The sequence below is a fragment of the Butyrivibrio sp. AE2032 genome, from assembly GCF_000702965.1.
Genome location: NZ_JNLF01000004.1, coordinates 287,803 through 307,761 on the forward strand (window position 1 = coordinate 287,803; position 19,959 = coordinate 307,761).

Annotated in this window: 18 protein-coding genes and 1 tRNA gene; 1 reads left to right on the plus strand and 18 read right to left on the minus strand. The window is 49.9% G+C overall.

The genetic code is table 11. The features are described from left to right. Positions 1–6: 6 nt before the first annotated feature. From mltG to BO18_RS15485, 16 genes are all read right to left on the minus strand, one after another. Positions 7–1,221 (minus strand): endolytic transglycosylase MltG, encoded by a 1,215-nt coding sequence (mltG, locus tag BO18_RS15410; protein WP_051688810.1) that lies wholly within the window; start codon positions 1,219–1,221, stop codon positions 7–9. Positions 1,222–1,254: 33 nt separating this feature from the next. Next, positions 1,255–3,105, minus strand: a complete 1,851-nt coding sequence (gene typA / locus BO18_RS15415) for a translational GTPase TypA (protein WP_034447742.1) — start codon at positions 3,103–3,105, stop codon at positions 1,255–1,257. A 129-nt stretch (positions 3,106–3,234) separates the two neighbouring features. Further along, entirely contained in the window at positions 3,235–4,566 is a 1,332-nt protein-coding gene (gene der, locus BO18_RS15420) for a ribosome biogenesis GTPase Der (RefSeq protein ID WP_034447745.1), read from the minus strand. Between the two features lie 83 nt (positions 4,567–4,649). Further along, positions 4,650–4,835 (minus strand): 50S ribosomal protein L32, encoded by a 186-nt coding sequence (gene rpmF, locus BO18_RS15425; protein WP_028507159.1) that lies wholly within the window; start codon positions 4,833–4,835, stop codon positions 4,650–4,652. A gap of 45 nt (positions 4,836–4,880) precedes the next feature. Continuing rightward, a complete protein-coding gene (locus BO18_RS15430; RefSeq protein WP_185752477.1) occupies positions 4,881–5,297 on the minus strand; it encodes a DUF1934 domain-containing protein in 417 nt (138 codons plus the stop codon). Positions 5,298–5,308: 11 nt separating this feature from the next. Next, complete coding sequence (murI, locus tag BO18_RS15435; protein WP_051688811.1) at positions 5,309–6,148, minus strand: glutamate racemase; 840 nt, start codon at positions 6,146–6,148, stop codon at positions 5,309–5,311. 30 nt (positions 6,149–6,178) lie between these two features. After that, positions 6,179–7,156 (minus strand): RluA family pseudouridine synthase, encoded by a 978-nt coding sequence (locus BO18_RS15440; RefSeq protein WP_034447749.1) that lies wholly within the window; start codon positions 7,154–7,156, stop codon positions 6,179–6,181. Further along, positions 7,149–8,273, minus strand: coding sequence for a CPBP family intramembrane glutamic endopeptidase (locus BO18_RS15445; RefSeq protein WP_051688812.1), 1,125 nt, complete (start codon positions 8,271–8,273; stop codon positions 7,149–7,151). Before BO18_RS15445 ends, BO18_RS15440 begins: the two co-directional genes overlap by 8 nt. A 79-nt stretch (positions 8,274–8,352) precedes the next feature. Next, a complete protein-coding gene (locus BO18_RS15450) occupies positions 8,353–9,207 on the minus strand; it encodes a DUF1295 domain-containing protein (protein WP_051688813.1) in 855 nt (284 codons plus the stop codon). A 5-nt stretch (positions 9,208–9,212) separates the two neighbouring features. Beyond that, positions 9,213–9,926 (minus strand): 5'/3'-nucleotidase SurE, encoded by a 714-nt coding sequence (gene surE / locus BO18_RS15455; RefSeq protein WP_034447751.1) that lies wholly within the window; start codon positions 9,924–9,926, stop codon positions 9,213–9,215. A 99-nt stretch (positions 9,927–10,025) separates the two neighbouring features. Continuing rightward, positions 10,026–10,556, minus strand: coding sequence for a hypothetical protein (locus BO18_RS15460; RefSeq protein WP_034447753.1), 531 nt, complete (start codon positions 10,554–10,556; stop codon positions 10,026–10,028). Positions 10,557–10,630: 74 nt separating this feature from the next. Further along, positions 10,631–11,404: a nitroreductase family protein gene (locus BO18_RS15465; RefSeq protein WP_034447754.1), complete on the minus strand. Its 774-nt coding sequence runs from the start codon at positions 11,402–11,404 to the stop codon at positions 10,631–10,633. A 126-nt stretch (positions 11,405–11,530) separates the two neighbouring features. Then, on the minus strand, positions 11,531–13,786 hold the full coding sequence (locus BO18_RS15470; protein ID WP_034447757.1) for a glycoside hydrolase family 9 protein: 2,256 nt from the start codon (positions 13,784–13,786) through the stop codon (positions 11,531–11,533). A 167-nt stretch (positions 13,787–13,953) separates the two neighbouring features. After that, a tRNA-Gln gene (locus BO18_RS15475) sits at positions 13,954–14,027 on the minus strand. A 112-nt stretch (positions 14,028–14,139) separates the two neighbouring features. Further along, entirely contained in the window at positions 14,140–14,733 is a 594-nt protein-coding gene (locus BO18_RS15480) for a uracil-DNA glycosylase (protein WP_034447760.1), read from the minus strand. Positions 14,734–14,742: 9 nt separating this feature from the next. Next, complete coding sequence (locus BO18_RS15485; RefSeq protein WP_034447762.1) at positions 14,743–15,081, minus strand: Smr/MutS family protein; 339 nt, start codon at positions 15,079–15,081, stop codon at positions 14,743–14,745. Positions 15,082–15,133: 52 nt separating this feature from the next. Between BO18_RS15485 and BO18_RS15490 the strand changes: the two genes are divergently transcribed. Then, entirely contained in the window at positions 15,134–15,874 is a 741-nt protein-coding gene (locus BO18_RS15490; RefSeq protein WP_034447764.1) for a pseudouridine synthase, read from the plus strand. Positions 15,875–15,879: 5 nt separating this feature from the next. On the opposite strand, the gene BO18_RS15495 is transcribed toward BO18_RS15490, so the two are convergent. Together BO18_RS15495 and BO18_RS15500 are read right to left on the minus strand one after the other, a co-directional pair. Then, positions 15,880–17,268, minus strand: a complete 1,389-nt coding sequence (locus BO18_RS15495) for a hypothetical protein (protein WP_034447767.1) — start codon at positions 17,266–17,268, stop codon at positions 15,880–15,882. 12 nt (positions 17,269–17,280) lie between these two features. Then, a complete protein-coding gene (locus BO18_RS15500) occupies positions 17,281–19,854 on the minus strand; it encodes a glycoside hydrolase family 3 protein (RefSeq protein ID WP_051688814.1) in 2,574 nt (857 codons plus the stop codon). Positions 19,855–19,959: the final 105 nt, after the last annotated feature.

Consider the following 19,959-nt stretch of genomic DNA (forward strand, 5'->3'; position numbering starts at 1 on the left):
AAGATATCAGGTGTCAGGAATTATTACGAGGCCGCTCTCCGATGTCTCGGTAGGCTCGGTGGTCTCCGCAGGAGTCGGCTCCGGATCCTTGGTCCAGTTCTCCCTGTACTTCTCCACGTTTGCCTCGTGCTGTTCCAAAGTGGTCGCAAACGCTGTTCCGCCGTCTATTCCGGTAGCGCAGAAATACATGTAGTTGCAGTTCGGCTCCGGATAGAGAGCTGCTGAGATGGCATCAAGACCGGGCATGCATATGGGTCCCGGAGGAAGTCCCGGATTGGTATATGTGTTGTACGGACTGTCGTAATTGAGTTCGGCATCCGTATGAAGGATCGAGGGCTTGCCTCCGTGGATCTCGACCAGATAGTTGATGGTCGCGGATGAACCCAGGAAATGCATGGACTCATCATCGGAATTCATACGGTTATGGAAAACAGCCGAAACAAGCATCATGTCAGAAGGCTTACCAGTCTCCATCTGGATGACGGAAGCCAGAGTGATGACCTCGTCCATCGACATGCCGAGTCTCTCGGCCCTGACGTAGTATTCATCGTAGAGCTTGTTCTGCATGTTGTTAAGGAACCTTCTGATGATGGACTCAGGACTTGCGTTAACGTCGAAATAATACGTATCGGGATAGAGATATCCGGAAAGGATGTAGTCTCTTACTCCCTCTTTTATCTCGATCTGGGATACGAATTCATAGTCGACGAAGAGATTAGGAGAGTTCATGCACTTGTCGAACTCCGCGTCATCGAAATTCAGTCCCGCCTTGTGCAGGATCTGTTTGATCTCATAATATGTGGAACCTTCAGGGATGGTTACCTTGACGGTGGCAGGTTCGAGCGTGAGGAAATACATGAGCTCATCATACGAAAAGCCCCTAAGCAGATAATGCGTACCGGCAACGTAAGCGCCGTCAAAACCGTTGAGCTTGCTAATGATGGAGAAAAGGAACTTGTTGGTGATAAGCCCCTGCTCATATAACTTGTCCGCAATGTCGGATGTGGAATCACCGCTCTTTATGACGACGGTGACGGCTCCCTCGGTATCGCCCTTGATGTCATACTTGCCCGCTTCGATGTCAGCCTTGAGAGCATTGAATCTCTTATCCTGAGAGATGACATAGTTGTAACCGACGTAAACGCCGGTTACGGCAAATCCGAATAATAGTACAAGGATGATCAAAATCCGGAGAGCGACTCTGACTTTGTTGGACAACATAAGTTAAAGATTCACCCCCGGGTCAGTTCTATGTCAAGCGTCCTTCTTCTGCTTTGCGAGCGTCTTGGCACGTAAGTCGTTGTTAAGTATCTTCTTGCGAAGTCTGATGCTCTGGGGAGTTACCTCGCACAGCTCATCGTCTTCGACGAATTCGAGACACTGCTCAAGGGAGAAAGAAAGCGGAGGAGTAAGACGCATCGCGTCGTCGGCTCCTGCCGAACGCATGTTGGTAACATGCTTCTTCTTGCAGACGTTAACGGTAATGTCGTCAGGCTTGGGATTGACTCCTACGATCATGCCTTCATATACCGGTGTGCCTGCTCCGATGAAGAGTGCACCTCTATCCTGGGCATTGTACAATCCGTAGGTTACTGCAGTACCGGTCTCGAATGCCACGAGAACGCCCTGGCCTCTTGTCTCGATTTCACCTGCGAAGGGTTCAAAGCCCGAGATAACGGAGTTCATTATACCATTGCCCTTAGTGTCGGTCAAAAACTCGGTACGGTATCCGAGAAGGCCTCTGGACGGGATCTTGAACTCAAGACGTGTATATCCCTTGGTCGGCGGGAGCATGTTCAGGAGCTCGCCCTTACGCTTTCCGATCTTCTCCATGACAGGACCTACGAACTCTTCAGGAACGTCGATTACGAGCTCCTCAACAGGCTCTGAGAGAACGCCGTCGATCTCCTTCATGATGACCTTCGGCTTGCTTACCTGGAATTCATATCCTTCACGGCGCATCGTCTCGATGAGGACTGAGAGATGGAGCTCACCTCTTCCCTTTACGATGAATGCCTCTGTCGTATCTGTCTCTTCGACTCTCATGGAAACGTTTGTCTCGATCTCCTTGAAGAGTCTCTCTCTTAAGTGACGTGATGTTACGAACTTGCCTTCCTGACCTGCAAAAGGGCTGTCGTTTACGGAGAATGTCATTGCGATGGTAGGCTCGTCGATCTTAACGAACGGGAGAGGCTCGGGATTCATGGCATCGCAGAGAGTGTCACCGATGTTGATGTCAGCGATACCCGCAACGCATACGATCTCACCGATCGATGCGGAAGATACTTCCTCACGTCCGAGGTTATGGAATCTCATGAGCTTTACGACTCTCGCATTTCTCTTGCCGTCTTCGCCGTATGTAACGAGAGCAACATTCTCACCCTGCTTTATAGTGCCTCTCTCGACTCTTCCTACGCCGATCCTGCCGATATAAGGGTCGGAGTCGATGTTGGATACGAGGAGCTGCATGGGGCCCTCAGGATCGCCTACAGGGCACGGTGTGTACTTTACTACGGTATCAAGGAGAGGTGTGAAGTCAAGCTCCTTGCCTGCCTCATATTCCTTGAGATCCAAAGTTGCAACGCATGTCTTACCGGATGTATATACAACGGGGAATTCGAGCTGTTCGTCATCTGCGCCGAGCTCGATGAAAAGATCAAGTACCATGTCAACGACTTCAAGAGGTCTTGCATCGGGACGGTCGATCTTGTTGATGCAGACGATAGGCTTAAGACCTAACTCGAGTGCCTTGTGGAGAACGAATCTCGTCTGCGGCATCGGACCGTCGAAAGCGTCTACAACGAGAAGAACAGAGTCTACCATCTTAAGGACACGCTCAACCTCACCGCCGAAGTCAGCGTGGCCGGGAGTATCTACAACGTTGATGCGGATGCCCTTGTAGTCGATAGCCGTATTCTTGGCGAGGATCGTGATGCCTCTTTCGCGCTCGAGATCGTTGCTGTCCATTACCTGCTCTACGACAGCCTCGTTCTCACGGTAAACGCCGGCCTGCTTGAGCATGGAATCGACGATGGTCGTCTTGCCGTGGTCAACGTGAGCGATGATCGCAATGTTCCTTAAGTTCTCGATTGTTGTGACTGCCATAAAAATTCTCCGTAAAAAATAGATCAGTTTGAACTGATTAGCTCATGCGCGTATATAATAATAATTTAAACCGAGTAATATTTTGCTACTGATAACGCTTGTTTTGTGACTGTGATATTTCACAAAATATCAGTCTTCTTCGCCATTCTTATTACGCAAAAGGAGACGCAGCGGAACGCCTTCGAAACCGAAGTTCCTTCGAAGCTGGTTTTCGAGATAGCGTTCATAGGAAAAATGCGACAATTCCTTGTCGTTGACAAAGAGCGCGAAAGTCGGAGGCTGAACGGATACCTGTGTTCCGTAATAGATCTTTAAGTGCCTTCCCTTGTCCTGAGGAGTCGGTACCTGTGTTACCGCCTCAGAGATCATCTTATTCAGAACGCTCGTTGTAAGACGCTTTCTGGAATTCTCATACACCATCTTTATCAGCGCGAAAAGCTTGTCCACGCGCTGTCCGGTCTTAGCCGAGATAAATAAGACAGGCGCATAATCCATGAAAGGAAGACGGTCTTTTACGATCTTCTCCATGGTTTCCAACGTACCTGTCTGCTTTTCGATCAGATCCCACTTGTTGATGACGATAACAGATGCTTTTCCGTTATCGTGAGCGAGCCCTGCGATCCTCGCATCCTGCTCGGTAACTCCCGCTTCGGCGTCCACGAGGATAACGCAGACATCTGCCCTGTCGACTGCCGCAAGAGCCCTTACCATAGAATAGCGTTCTATGACGTCCTCGATCTTGCCCTTCTTGCGCATGCCGGCCGTATCAACGATGGTGAACGATCCGTATTCGTTCTCGATAAGGGAGTCGATGGTATCTCTGGTAGTACCGGCGATATCGGATACGATGCTCCTCTCGGCCCCTGCAAGTCTGTTGGATAATGAGGACTTGCCGGCATTTGGTCTGCCGATGATGGCTACCCTTATGGTCTCTTCAGCACCCTCATTCTCATCTGCCGGCGGGAATTTGGAAACAACGAGATCGAGCATCTCGCCAAGTCCGAGCTTGTGGGCAGCCGAAATGGCGCACACATCCTCAAGTCCCAGATTATAGAATTCATAGAATTCCGGCGGCTGTTCGCCCACATAGTCTGATTTGTTGACGCATACGACCACGGGACGGCCTGCCTTCCTGAGCATAATCGCGATCTCTTCGTCCGCTGCCGTAAGTCCGCTCTTTAAGTCGCACATAAATAAGATGACATCCGCAGTCTCTATTGCGATCTCCGCCTGGATACGCATCTGCTGCAATATGATGTCATCTCCCGTGTCGGGCTCAATACCGCCCGTGTCGATCATGATGAAGTCTCTTCCGCACCAGGAAGTCTCGGCATAGATACGGTCTCTCGTGACACCGGGGGTGTCATGAACGATGGAGATACGCTCACCATATATGGTGTTGAACAGCGAGGATTTGCCTACGTTCGGCCTTCCCACTATTGCCACTACAGGTTTGCTCATGCCATTATCCTTCCTTTTGCAAAAATAAAAGGCAGTGCCTATATCCTAAACACTGCCTCGCTAACAAATACTTCTTATTTATCTCAGATCTCTTCGTCGACTTTGATAACCTGTCTACCGTCCAGGTAACCGCAGTTCTTGCAGACCGTGCGGCGAAGCATCTTAGCATGACACTGGGGACATTCAACGAGACCCGGCATGTTAAGTTTCCATGCGCTTCTATGACGGGCTGTCCTTGCCTTCGACCATTTACGCTTCGGATGTGCCATTTATCTTCACCTCTTTCTTTTACACAAATGCTTGAAGATAATACATTATATTTCTTCGTTTTGCAAGAGCCTTTTTATGGAAAAGATATTTCTTATCGGTTCTCCACTGTCAGGATCGAGAGAATAACTGATCTCCGCCCCGTTTATAAGGCCTCCCGGGAAGTTAATATAATCTGTATCTATCACTACGTCAATAACCCCGAACGAAGTTTTCATGGAACTTGTCGTCTTATTTCCGGCTTCGAAGACCATTCTTGAGGTTACATCGCCGTTTCTTACGACTATTGCTTTTGACTCTTCTTTAATAAGAGTGAGCATGAAATGAGTTTCCTGCTCCTGCTCACTGTGCTTTTCGGTCCACTTATATATTGTCCTGTTTCCCTCGGTGCTCATGGTCCCTAATGTCTTCAAAGGTTCTGTGTACATGCCGGACCTTATCTCGAACAGGCATTTTTCTTCCATGTTGTTCTCCATTAATTGTTTACCTCATATTTATCCGTGGAAAAATGTCTTGTTCCCGAAGGCAGCCCTTCTCCCAGGAAAGGCGCCGCAACCTGCTCAAAGAGCTCGGGCTCGTCGCTCGTATAGAATTCCCTCACAGGATTCCCGTTGTCTCCGGAAGAGATCCCTTCCTTTTCCAGAAGGTCCCTGACTACCTTTGCGGTAGCCACACCCGTATTGACGAGTTCCACTCCGTCTCCCATTACCTCTCCGATGACCGTCGAGAGCAAAGGATAGTGGGTGCAGGCCATGACGAGCGTGTCGACGCCTGCATCCTTCAGCGGTCTTAGATATTCTTCAGCCGTGAGCCTCGTGATCTCGGTATCCCACCAGCCTTCTTCAGCCAATGAAACGAAGAGCGGACAAGCCTGCTGGAATATCTCGATATCCTTCATGCCGAGTTCAGCAGCTCTTCTTTCCACCGCTTTTTTATATACGCCTGTCGAAATGGTGCCCTTGGTGGCGATTATGCCGATCCTGCCGTTCTTTGTGGCGCGGCAGGCCTCATCCGCACCCGGAGTGACCACCTCAACTACAGGGGCGTCAGTCCTCTTCTTTAATTCCTCATATGCATATGCGCTCGCGGTATTGCACGCGACTACGATCATCTTGACGTCTTTGCTCTCAAGAAACTTCAGGTTCTGCAGAGAATAGCGGATTATGGTGCTCCTCGATTTGGTGCCGTAGGGCGCCCTCGAGTTGTCACCGAAATAGATGGTGCTCTCTCCCGGCACCGTATTCCATATCTCGCGGAGGACCGTAAGTCCTCCTATACCTGAATCGAAAACTCCGATTGGTCTGTTATCAGTCATATACCCTTCTTCCCCTGCGGCCGGTGATCCTCAGCCGAGGCGGACGTTATAATCAGGCTTTATTTTATAGGTTTTGCCCGACACGTCAACATGCATATTGCCCGAAGGGATCCTGCCGAACATTATCTGGCATGAGAACAGCTGCTGATATCTTACCTTCTTTCCGTCAGCTGTCTCAAAATGCATGTTGACCTTGTTCCTGCCGTAATTGCCGTCTCCTATCACGGGGTGCCCCAGGTGCGCAAACTGCGCCCTTATCTGATGGGTCCTGCCCGTTACGAGCTCGAGTTCAAGATCGGATACGTTCTCGCCGTCAGGCCCTGCACCGTTAAAGACCTTGAGTATCCTGTATTTCGTTGCTATGTCGAGATCGCCCAGCTGCTTTGTGTCGTGGATATAGACCTTGCCCGTCTTCGTCTTTTCGAGATAACCCGTTACTTCCTTATATATCGTCCCGTCGACGCCTACCGCAGGCTCGCCTTCATCGGGCTCACCGAGAACCAATGCCCTGTACCTCTTCGTCACAAGATCGCTCTTGAACAGAGCGACACAGTCAGCAAGTGCTGCTTTGTTCTTGGCTATCAGAACGAGTCCGCCCGTATTCATGTCGATCCTGTGGCAGAGCTCAGCTTCCTTGAACTTCGTATTATTTCTAATCTGGTCTATTAGGGTATCTTCAATGTCACTCTTGCCTGAATGTACCGCGATGCCCTGGAATTTGTTGACTATCAGAAGTCCCTTTGTCTCCGCCACGATCTCATACATCTTCTCCGAAGTCTTGGCGGGAGCCTTTTTCGAGACTTCGAAAAGTTCGTCGGGAAGCCATATTTCAACAACATTTCCCGTCTTTACCGCCATGTCCTTATTGATCTTTTTCCCGTCGATCCTGATATCGCGGCGCTTGAGCGCATGGAAAAGATCAGCTGACTTGAGCTGGGGAAATGCCTCCAAAGAAGCCTTGACCACATGGAGTCCGTCCTGTGCTTTTGTTACCGTAAAATCACGCATCTGCTGTTTTCTCTTTCTTCTTTTCTTTATATTCCTTTGCAAAGATAAACAATCCGAATATGATCACATCGATGATCAGCACCTCTACAAGGTAGCCCCACGGCACATGCTGGTTCTCCATGACCTCAGCCGTGAACTGTCCCGTGATTATGGGGATCAGATTATTATTCAGGAAATGCATGCAGACGGGGATCCAGATATTGTTCGTCTTAAGATATACGAATCCGAAGAAGATACCCAGGAATACGCATGTTATCCACTGACCTATTATCATCTGCGGTATGGAATCTTCAGTATAGAAAAAGACATCCACGGGCAGGTGCCAGATACCCCATACAAGACCCAAAAGGATAATGCCGGCTTTCATTCCGAACTTCTTCTGCATAACAGGCTGCAGATAATATCTCCATCCGTATTCCTCGCCTAAGAAAGCGATGATGGTAAGCGGATAGTTGAACGGCAGACTTACTATGGCAAGATAGAATGTCGGGTTCTTCAATAATTCCGCATACTGTTCCGTAAACTCTGACATGGAATCTGTGACCGCGTATTCGATGACCGCAGGCAGCAGCGTTCTTGCAAGGTAGAGAACCGTGAAGAGCAGAACCATAAGTATTCCCGTCTTCTCATTATTCCTGCTCAGTCCGGCAAATCTGCGGCGCTCTTTTCCCGCAGTGAAATATCCGATCCAAAGAAGGACAGAACCTGCTATCAGGACATACTGCCCGATCAGAGAGAAGACCTGTCCGAGAGGCAGTTCAACACCTTCCGCTATCGTGTAGACTTCATCAGGTCTGAACGGATTCGCGAAAACGCTGAGAAGCCCCAAAAGGACCTGGATAAGATAGTTAATGACGAGCACGATCATGAACATCTTCGGAACGCGCTTCTCGCCCTTCATGAAAAGGAGATAACCCAGGGCAACGCCTGCCGCGGGAGAACACATCTGTGCGTTTACCAGTTGCGTCAGATCCAGTCCTTTCTGCTTTCCGATATACATCGGTATCATCATCAGGAATGAGATCCCGTAAGCTACGGCTATGAATGCGAACAGTCTTTTCTTATTATCTGAGCCCTGACTGAGTTCTTTACCGGCTTCAGCATTGACAGTTTCCATGCGGACCTCCTTCACGTTTACGGTTTTCCTTTATCCGGTTAACTCATTTTAACACAAGGAAAATGAACAGTTTCCGGCATTACCTGGGTATCGGCAAAAGACTCCTGGTCCCGGCTCTGTATTCATCGTATCCGGGCTTTGCAGACTGCCTCTTGTCAGCCATCGGTATGCTTACAGTGAAAAACATTATGGTATTGGCGAGCGCCCCGGCAAGTAGCCACCAGCGGCCCGGCATGACCGATACGGCCTGTATGCCTATACCCCACCACATCAGGATCTCGCCCAGATAATTGGGATGCCTTGCATACTTCCAGAGACCGGTGCGGATGAGGGACTTAGAGCCGCTCTTTCTGAACTTATGCATCTGTCCGTCAGCAAAGAGCTGCAGCGTTGCTGCGCCGATGCAGATGACCGTCCCGGCTATGCTTCCCGCATTTGCACGAACTTCGGAAACGGCCGTAAACACCGCGGGAAGGATGCACCCGTAGACGACCAGTGTCGGGAACATGTGAATGCCCGCAAAGTTGATAAAAGGATAAAGCTTTCCGGTATCCTCCTTAAGCTTTGTATAACGCCAGTCCTGATGGTTGAGCCCTCCGAACCCGTACGCCCAGTTTGCCGTAAGCCTTATGCCCCAGTATATAACAGATATGAGAAGGAGAAGTGTCGCTGAAGTCAGTCTGCATGTGAAAGCATAGCCCGCGATTATCACCACCGGCTGAACGCTCCAGTAAGGATCATACACAGACGCATTTCCGAGTATCACGCTGAAGATAAATACGAATACCGTAGCAACAACATCAGCGATCAGCAGATCAGCCCAAAACGAAAACGGGAGCCTGATGTAGACATACAGGCCCAGAGCAGCTGCCATGATGTAGATCATCGTTATGATAAGGAGACTGAAAACCTTGCTGTTCTTAATGGTATCCATTTAAGTCACCGGAAATTCATGACTTTGCCGACCGAGATACAGTTCTCGATAACAGCAGCAAGATCGCTGCCCTCTTCGCCCTTCCAGTCAGGCACCAGTTCGACCCTGTACTTGATCCGGTCACCATCCCGCGATATTTCCTTATAAGAACCTGTAAAGAATGTTCCCTGCGAAATGGTACAGCCGTATCTCACGCCTTTGAATTCATCCAGCGCACAGCCGGGGAAATTGACATTCCATATCTCGTTATCCCCTAACGGCTTGTCTATCAGTTCGGCAGCCAGGCTCTCAATATACCTGTCAGTGACTTCGTGAGATCCTTCGTGACTTTCCGAAAAAGCGATGGCATGCACATTCTGGTTAGCTGCTTCGAGCGCAGCGCCCACGGTAGCAGAATACTGAATCCCGGATGCCACGTTATATCCCTTGTTGATCCCGCAGAAGACAACGTCAGGTCTTCCCGGAACGGCGGTCGTGATGCCGAATGAAACGCAGTCGGATGGTGTTCCCGTCGTCGCATATGCGTGGACACCTTCAACGGGGAAATCAACAGGCCAGACTTCCATCGGCTCCCAGAAATTAGCCGCATGAGACATTGAACTGAACTGCCTGCACGGAGCGACCACCCAGACTTCGCCGAATCTCTTCGCCAACGAAGCCAGTCTCACCAACGCTTCTGAATCTATCCCGTCATCGTTGGATACAAGAATCTTTCTCATATGAAAACCGCCCTTGCTGATAAAATAAAGCCGTTCTCATATTAAAGTAAAAGGGATTTTTGAGCAACATCCGGTCTTCAGTATTCTTAATCGATCCTCTTAATCCCAGTCATAATTAAAATCCAGTTCGAGGATCTCCCCGTCAGGTACGCTGTAGAAATGCTCACAACCGTGCGGATCAGCTATAGGCATTACCGCCATGCAGACATAAAACTTTCCGTCATCTCCAATGATCATGGGCATATCAAGATTTATCCTCTTGGCAGAAAGGCTTTCTTCCACAAGATCCGCGAACTCATAAGCAGGATTTGCCTCACCGCCGATGACGGCTTCCTCACCGTTTACCTCTCTGCCCTCCAGCTGCTTTATCGTCGCCTCTTTTACCTTACCGTAAAAATCCTGTTCGGATAACCCCGCAAGCCTCAGCAACTGAATGCTGTTCAAGACCTGTCCGTCAGCTGTAAAAGTATAAGTCAAAAAGACTCCTGTCCATCCGTCATAATTGTAATCTATCAGGAGCGAATAGATGCCGTCATAGTAACTGAAGACTTTATAACCGATATGCCAGTAATCGTAAACGCTTTCGGGTCCCAGCTGTTCATTTGCCTCAGCTATGATCTGTTTGTTCATGTTCTCGATATCTTCGGAATCTATGTTTACCTGCGGTACCTCGAAATGCTCTCCCAGTCCCAGATCAGTGACTGTTATGAGTTCTTGAGTTTATATACTGCATTGAGATTAAGCTGCCTGAAATTGCCGTCATCCGGCGTCAGAGTGCGCTCAAAGCCGATTCCCTCATGATCGAGGCAGATATCAAGGAACAGCATGAATATCCCGATGTCTATGCTGCCGAAATATGCGAGCCTGAACGGAGGTATTATCCCGTGCTTTCCAGGCCTCCTGTAGCGGTATACGTCGAGAGTTCCGTCACCTTTGTTTACCACCTTCCACGGCTGGATATTGCATGCGGTGGGAGTCAGTCTGACATTTTCGGTGATGCCCTTCATGACAGGGCCTTCCCAGAATTTTTCCACCTGCACACGGTTAAAGCTCGAAAGATCGCCCGGCGTCCTGAACTTGGAATCATCGTCGATCTTACGGATGGCCATCATGATGACATAATCGAGGCCCTCATATCTTCGTTCTTTGGTCCTTCCTACGCCGAACCAGAGCGGACCTATCCCCTTTGCCGTAAGATAGAGATCCAGCTGCTCGCCTATATATCCGATGTTCTGGAGATATCCGGGCTTCTTCTCGCTGTAGATAAGGATGCAATATTCCTCTCCCCTGTTGCAGCTCGTCTGATTCCCGGGAACGATCTTTATCTTCGTGCCTATGCCTTCGAAAAGAGGCGTAAACTTATACCACATGGTCCTGATGTCATCTAATTCTTCAGGTGTTATCTTCTTGCCGTCCGGCTCACCGTATCTGTGAAAAGACTTACGCTTGAAGATCATGTCGTAAAAATTTTTATCCATATGCGGCCTGCCTCCCGGAAACATTTCAGGAATAATTTTAACACACGATATGAAAGGGTGCCTCAAAGTGAACAAGTCACTTATGAGACACCCTTTTCGGTCAGTTATCAGTTAACTTAAGAAAGGTCAGCCCTGGCTCTCCACATAAGCGAAGAGGAAGACGACAGGTGAATTCCAGTAGATCGTAACCTCGTTGAGAGAGTATGCCTGATCGTTGTCTGCATAGCACAGAGCGGGTGCAGTACCCTCGAGTGTGGTTGCATACGGATCTTCGAGGTTCTCATTAGGACCGCCAGCGATCATGCCGGGAACAGCGGAACCGACAGCCTCGGAAGGTCTGTGGTGGGGAGACTCAGGAGATACGGTACCGAAGCCGGAGAGGAAGCAGTAACCTGTTCCGTTCGTACCGAGCAGGTAGTTGAGCTGCTCTCTTGCGATCTCATCGCCCTTGTTTCCGCCGCTGATGGCATCATACATGAGCAGATACATACCGTTGTTGGCGATCGTCATGTTGGAGCCCCAAGGATATTCCGTAAGTGATGAATTGTAGCTGTCTGATGCGGCAGCTGCCTCGATCGATGCAAGACCGCTCATGAAGCTTGCGAGGACTGCATCATAGGACTTGCCCTTTTTAACCGTTGCGGACAGGTAAGCATAGCCTGCATAAGCTCCTACGCCCTGCCAGCCGAGATCTGATGCGCAAGGAACTCCGCTTCCGATGAGAGCGCAGAACTTGTCATCATACTTTGAATCGCCTGTAGCCTTAAAGAGTTCTGCATAAGCCCAGACTCTCTCGTCCTTATCGTTATAGTCGGGATATTCGCCAGTAACGATGCCGTCAGGGTTGGAAGTGCCTTCGATACCAGGATGTGCATCGAGATAATCTGCAGCCTTCTTTGCAGCTTCAAGACACTCTGCAGCGAAATCCTGATCGATTCCTGCAAAGACATTTGTAGCCATTGCCATGACTGCTGCGAAGTCGCCTGTTGCTGTCGTGGATACGGGAGTTACGATGAGTTCATCCGTCTCCTGTTCAGGCATTACGAAGCCCGGGAAGTTGGCGCATGTAACCTTGTGATATACACCGCCTTCCTCATTCTGCATCTTGAAGAGCCACTCGAGCTCGAACCTTACTTCGTCAAGGACATCGGGAACGCCGTTGCCGGACTCGGGGATGCCGAGATCGTCATCGAATGCGTCGGGATAGAGTGAATATGCGAGCATAAGGTCTGCTGCTGCCTTTGCGCCGGATACGACATATCTGCCGTAGTCGCCCGCATCATGCCAGCCGCCTGATACGTCGATCTTCTTATCTGTTCCGTAGACCGTAGCCTCGCCCATGTGGCACTCGGGATGTGCAAAGTCGCCTGCAAGATCGGATGTCAGTTCAACGCCGCATCTCTGCAGATAGAACATGCGGAGCGTTGCATCGAATGCGTCATCGTAAACGTCTTCGGCGATCTTGAATTCATAAGACTCAAAGTCACCGGAAACGATCTTGTATGTACCTGGTGTTGTTACACTTGAGAAATCAAATCTCGCTTCGTCCCTGCCCGTTGACTCGTTATAGTTTGCCGCGTCGACAGGACCGTCGTAAACGCTGTTGCCTGAATTTACGTCAACAACAGAAGCTGTTGCGCCGATAGCGTCACCGTTAAGTACGGCAACCTTTGATGCGTTGGGAAGGAATCCGACCTGGTTCAGGTTGATGGCGGGAGTTTCAGCGCCGGCGATACCGCCGTTTTCAATATATCCCTTATCGTCAATACATCTCAAGTCGATGTTATCGAAGCATACAGAGTGAGCGGGATGATCTTCAGCACCGTCGAACTTACCCATGTTGAAGCAGAGCCTGGGTGCAGGATCGCTGTCTTCCTCCATGACGAAAGTAAATGAGAAATGCTGGACATCGGGTGTTACCGTGATCGTCTCGATGTGATAAGGGTGATAGTCCTTACCGTTGATCTGGATCCTGTACTCAACCTGACGCTCTACAGTGGAATAGACATCGAACTCGATCTGATATTCGCAGTCCTTGTAGATGCTGAACCCGTCGTAGTAGATCTGGTTAGCCCAGTTAACCTTGCCTTCGTTCGTGATATCGAGCTGCAGCTCGCCCTTGTCGTTTACTGCAAGAGTGGATTCGCCGCCCTCGAGATAAGTCATCCATGTGTGCTCCGCAGAAGCGAAATCGCCATTCTCGATCATGTTGAAGCCCATGATGGAATTGGGATCGTACGTAGGTTCCGTCTCCTCTGCAGAGGTCTCGGTCTCCGTCTCGCTCTCCGTCGGCTGTTCCGTCTCGGGAGGTGTCATTACACATGACGTCATGCTGATGAGCACGGAGCCCGCCATGATGGCACTTACTATCTTTTTCTTCATAAACTGCCTCCAAGTAAAATGGTATTACTTTACAACACAGGGATTATATCATCACGAAAAGGCAAATCATATCAAAGAAACATTAAGTATTTAATATATATGGCCGAATACTGCCCGAAAACAAAAACCGCAAACGTCATAAAGACATCTGCGGTTCTGGATCAAGTTGGCTGCCGAACAAGGATTCGAACCTTGACAAACGGTGTCAGAGACCGGTGTGCTACCGTTACACAATTCGGCAATGCTTTTAGCAACTTCGGAATTATAGCAAATAGATTTCCGAAAATCAATAAGCTTTTTGAACTGCGGTCCCGAAAAATCAGAAAATCCCGGAAACCTTTCCGTACCGCCCCTTAAACATTCTCCAGAGGAGGCATCGCGCCTATCTCGGTAAGCTTCTCCCTGACCTTGCCCATATCCTCATAGATCGGCATCTTGTTTGCCGGGTTGCGCAGCGCATATGCCGGGTGATAAGTGGTCATGATGTAATAGCCGTTCTTCTCGATAAAACGGCCCCTTACGTCATGCATTACGGGCTTGGTGCCGAAGAAACCTTCATATGCTGTCGAACCGCACAGGAGGATGACTTTAGGTCTAACGAGCATGAACTGCTCGGCAAACAGAGGCTTGCACGCATGTATCTCCTCGGGCGTCGGACGCCTGTTCTGGGGCGGCCTGCATTTCGCGATATTGCAGATATGGTAATCGTTGTTTGTAAATCCGTAGCTCCCCAAAAGATTCTGCAGGAGCTGGCCCGACCTTCCGACGAACGGAAGTCCCTGTATGTCCTCGTTCTCGCCTGGAGCCTCGCCTATTATCATCAGAGGAGCTCTCCTGCTGCCTCTGTAGATAACGACATTCGTGCAGCCGTCTCTCAGTCCGCAGTTGCGGCATGCCCTGCACTTCGCCTCGAACGCTTCCCACTTCATCTCAAACTCATCAGCCATATAAACCTCTTACTTAAACATGATCACCGTTATTCCGTCGTTCTGTAATCCCCAGTCCCTGTCACGCGATGCCTCGGGATGCTTTGCGCTGATCTCGCGCCCTGAAGAAGAAAACGGACCGAAATCCTCGCCCGGACAGTATGCCTTTATCATTCCGCGCGAGATGTATTTGCGGAGCTCGGTCCCCAGTGCCTGCTTTATCGCACCGCCGGTGCCCGAAGAACCGTAACCGTGGACTATTTTTGCGAGGGGCTTTCCCGTCGCCCTCGCCCTGTATATCCCGTTCTGGAGCTTTACCATCGCCTGCTGCACAGTCGGGTGACCCTGTTCGATATTTATTATTTCCATAGTTACCTCTCGAAAAACATTTCAATTATACAGCATGAGTTATAATAATCTCATGAGACTCGACAGATTACTTGCAAACAGCGGCCTCGGCACCAGATCACAGGTCAGGGACAAGATCTCCAAAGGCAGCGTCAGCGTTAACGGCAATGCCGTGACCGACGCTTCTTTTCATGTCTCGGAGAAAGATTCCATCACTGTCGACGGACAGGAGATAAACTGTCAGACAAAGCTCTACTATCTTCTGGACAAGCCGGACGGAGTCCTCACCGCGATGGAGGACAAACGCCTTCCCTGCGTTGCAGACTACATTCCTCCCGAGCTCCTTTCAAAGAAGCTGTCGCCCGTCGGAAGACTCGACTACCACACATCAGGTCTTCTCATCATCACCAACGACGGGGAGCTCTCGCACCGCCTGCAATCCCCCAAATACGAAGTCCCGAAGATCTACCTCGTGACTTTCAGAGGCCTCGAATGGACCGCTGAAGAGATCGATACGGTATCGAAGGGTTTTTCCATACATGACAAGGGCTACAGCGAATCAATTGCGCCCGCCGTATTAACGCCGCTCGATCATTCCGCTGACGGGACATCAAGAGCCTGCCTTACCCTGCACGAGGGAAAGACTCATGAGGTAAGAAGGATCTTCGCTCATTTTGAGAAGGAAGTCACCGCGTTAAGAAGGATAGAACTTGCAGGCGTAAAAGTATCCGAAGACACGGATTCATGCGGAACGTTCAGAGCGCTCACACAAGACGAACTGAATCTGCTTTTCAAAGCAACGGGAATGGTCTGAGTCACTTACTCAAACGCCGCGTTCAATATAACCGTAATAACCTTTGCCGTAAGATCGGGATCATTGCTGTTTTTGTACTGCCCCAGTACGAGTGTCGTCTCCCTGTCCTGCCAGTAGCAATCGACTCCGAGCTTACTTGTCAGCTGGGGATCTGTTATCCTGAAACCTATGAGAATCGGAGTATCCGGATAATCCGAAGGATCCAGAAGATCACTGTCGTCAGCATAGTTGTCTTCAATAAGGATATTCTGGTATCTCGCATTATCCTGTTCGGACATGTATACAGGCTCGATGCCCGCCTTCGCCTTTTCAGTGAGGCCGTTCATTATCTGATCCTCGATGGGCGACAGATCCTTGAACACATAGAAGTAGTAAGGATAAGACTCCTCATCCGATATGAGCACGCATGGCTCCGTGTAGAGCATCGCGTCGAAAAGCGTATTCATATACTGATCTCCGACCTGGTCCTCATCGTTAGGTACAACGATGTCGGCGGCACCGACATAAGGTCTCAACAGATTATTCTCGACAAGCGTGTCTTTAAGGTATGTGTTGTCGAACTGCATGTGACCGAAAAGGACAATCGCGCAATCGGATTTTGTATTATTCAATACGCTGACTATGACGATTATCGCTGAAACGGTAACGACGGCGGCAAGAAGCCAGTTGCGCCAGTTATACTGTATTATGTTCTGCCAGTCACTCTTGTATCTTCCGAAATATTTCGGCTCGCTCTCTTTGCGCTTCTCCTCTTTCAGTCTTGCGTCGCGTCTGCCGGAAGCGATGTCATACACTTCGGCTATCTCATCTTCCATCGCCATGGATTCAGGATCATCCTTGCCCCTGTATAGCTTGGACATCTGCCAGAAACGGTCGTCGATCTCTTTTATGTCGGCTTCATGTGAAAGCCCCATGTAATCGAGTGCTTCCTCACGCGTCATCTTTGAGACCTTGCTTTCAGGCTTATCGGTCACATCAGGAGCAGCGGTATCCTCAGATGTCTTTTCCGCCTTTGCAGCTCCGGTCAGTTCCCTGGCCTCATCGTAGCTCTTGCAGACCTTTACATCGAGTCTGTCCTCACAGAATTCCGCGCATTTCTTTACAACGGGAAGACCGCAGCTGTCTATCAGGACCAGAGTCTCAAGACCGCTCTTTTTGAGGTTCGCCAGAAGAACTTTCTTGCACCATGTGGCATCGTTTTCGCCGAGTTCGATATCGGCTCCGACATCGACGGCCATGACCTTGCATGAATGCCTCATGACCATGTCGGCGGCATGCATCATCGGTGTCCTGAAATGATCTCTTATCGCGGTGCCCTTCAATACAACAAGGACGATGTTATCGTCCTTCCTGTATTCTACGTTTATATGTTCCGAATCAAATACTTCGTTCATTTATCTCCTGCATTACAAGCATTTGATCACGAGACGCACAAAGTTCATGGCGGCATTCTGAACGTCGCTCAGGGTAAGTCTTCCGTGGTTAACGGCAGTGACGATATCCCTAGCGTTCTTTTCACATCCGGGCATCTGCATATCGCATCCCGCATATACGCAGAGTCTTGAGAATGCCGGCGGATACTTGAGGGCTTTCTCGTCGTAACCCAGGAACTCGACATCTTCATATGACGAGAACCAGTCGGTCATGACAAGACCTTCATAATCCCATTCATCTCTTAATACGCTCTGGAGCAGCTCGTAATTGTTTGCTGTATGTATTCCGTTGAGAAGATTGTAAGAAGCCATAACGCAGAAAGGCTGCGCGAGCTTGACTGCGATCTCGAATCCTCTCAGATATATGTCGCGCAGAGCTCTTACCGATACGTGAGAGTTGCAGAACATTCTGTTGTCTTCCTGGTTGTTGCAGGCAAAATGCTTGATCGTGACGCCTTTGCCGTCGACGGACTGGACACCCTTTGTGTCAGCGGCCGCGCAGAGACCCGTTACGAGCGGATCTTCCGAATAGTATTCGAAGTTTCTACCGCACAGGGGATTTCTGTGGATATTCATTCCCGGAGCCAGCCAGAGATGTACTCCGTACTCTTCCATCTCTTCGCCTACGAGATGTCCGAGCTGTTCGATGAGATTAAGGTTCCAGCTCGAAGCAAGTGCAGTTGCCGCAGGGATCATGGTGCAGTACTGATAGTAGTCGATGGCATCAGCCGGTGTATCTTCCGGGAAAGGATTCTTATTGAATCCGAATACCTCTCCGCCCCTTAACAGATCGCCGTTCCTCGTAGCCTTGAAATGAGGCTGGAGCCTGAGACCCGCAGGGCCGTCTGCCAGTACGAGTACGGGGATCCTTCTCTTGCCTTCGAAAAGCGAAGTTGTTTCAGCTGCGGCACCGGGTACGTGCATGGCGGCAGAGAAGATCTCATCCTCATCGATGTCTCTTATGTAGTTGCCGACGAGAAGTTCCGCAAGTTCCTCCAAAGAGAACTGAGCTACGAACTCGGCTACGCCTGCGTTGCGTCCGATAACGGAACCCAATGTCAGCGTCTCGCCCTGTCTCTGATCCATGTGCGTCTCGCTGACGCCTCTGTATCTGATGATGCTCCTTCTGACGCGCGATACGTCGAGCGTGAATCTTCTTGAACATGCAGCGAGCTGTGCCTGATCTACCGCCTGGTGCGCGAGCTTGCCCGTACCGGGATTCTTCAGATCCTCGAAAAGATATCTTGCATCATCTTCAAGGATCCTGTCGTACTTCTCCTTGACGACGGTGTCGGCGATCGTAAGCACTGCTTCAATTCTGGTCTCGCGTGAGCTTGTACCGACTCTGATGATGTACTCGCCCTGAGGGATGACCTTTGCGGGATAATCCTCATCGAAGCACGCGAAATTGTCGATAGGGAAAGAAACCTCAAGGTTCATGCTCTCACCGGGATAGATAAGATCAGTCTTTGCATATCCCGCGAGTTCCTGATAAGGTCTGTCCATCTTGCCTTCAGGTGCCGAAAAATATACCTGGATGACCTGCTTGCCCGCGAACTCCGAACCGGTATTCGTAACCTTCACCCAGATCTTGATGTCGGTGCCTTCCTGCGTAACGCTGAGCACCTCATTGGTGAATGTCGTATAAGACTTTCCGTATCCGAAGGGATACAGAGGCATGATGCCGAATGAATCGAAATATCTGTATCCGACGTAGATTCCCTCTTTGTAGAACTCATCGTCGGTGTTGCCGTTAAGGCTTGAATACTCATTTGCGAACGGATAGTCCTCGTATGCCCTTGCCCATGTGTCGACGAGCTTTCCGGACGGATTGACCTTACCGCTGATGCAGTCGGCAACGATATCGCCCGTGAGGTTGCCTACCTGGCCGACCAGAAGGATCGAGTTGATGCCCGGGCGGTGCTTGAGCTTGGCCATATCGATTACCGCGCCTACGTTGAGCAGGACGATGACCTTTTCAAAATGATCGGAAAGGAAATCGAGATTGCGGTCTTCCTCATCGGTCAGATAGTAATCTCCCTTTGTCGGAGTCCTGTCTCTTCCCTCAGTGGAATCGCGTGAGATGACAAAGATAGCCGTATCGCATGCCGCCTCGGCACAATCATCTTCCGTGATGTCAGGCATAACGGGAGCTTCGGGAGCCATCTCAAAATAAACGCTCGTAACGGGCACGCCGCGCTCTTCGGCGGTAGCCTCGACCTTGCTTATGTATTCGGCTATGGTTGCATCGTAACTGGCATCGTATCTGTCGAGCCAGCCTCTTGAAGCGATCTCAAAACCTGCTGCTTCAAGTCCGTCGCAGATATTTACGTCATTTCTCGTATTGACCTCTCCGGAACCGCCGCCGCCTTTTACGGTATGTCTTGCGCCGTTGCCGTAGAGCGCGATCCTTCCGGGGATCCTTAAGGGCAGTGTGCCGTCATTTTCGAGAAGTACGAGACATTCTCCCGCGAGTTCTCTTACGGTATTCAAATGTCTGATTTCCATCTCGGTAATCGCGTCACTGGTCTTTGCGAGAAAATCCATATAGCACCCCTCCTATACGGCAGACATCAAAAGATCTGCTCCTAAATCGAAAATTTACGAGCATATTATATTATAAAAAGCCGTGAGCGCAAAATTACAAATGTA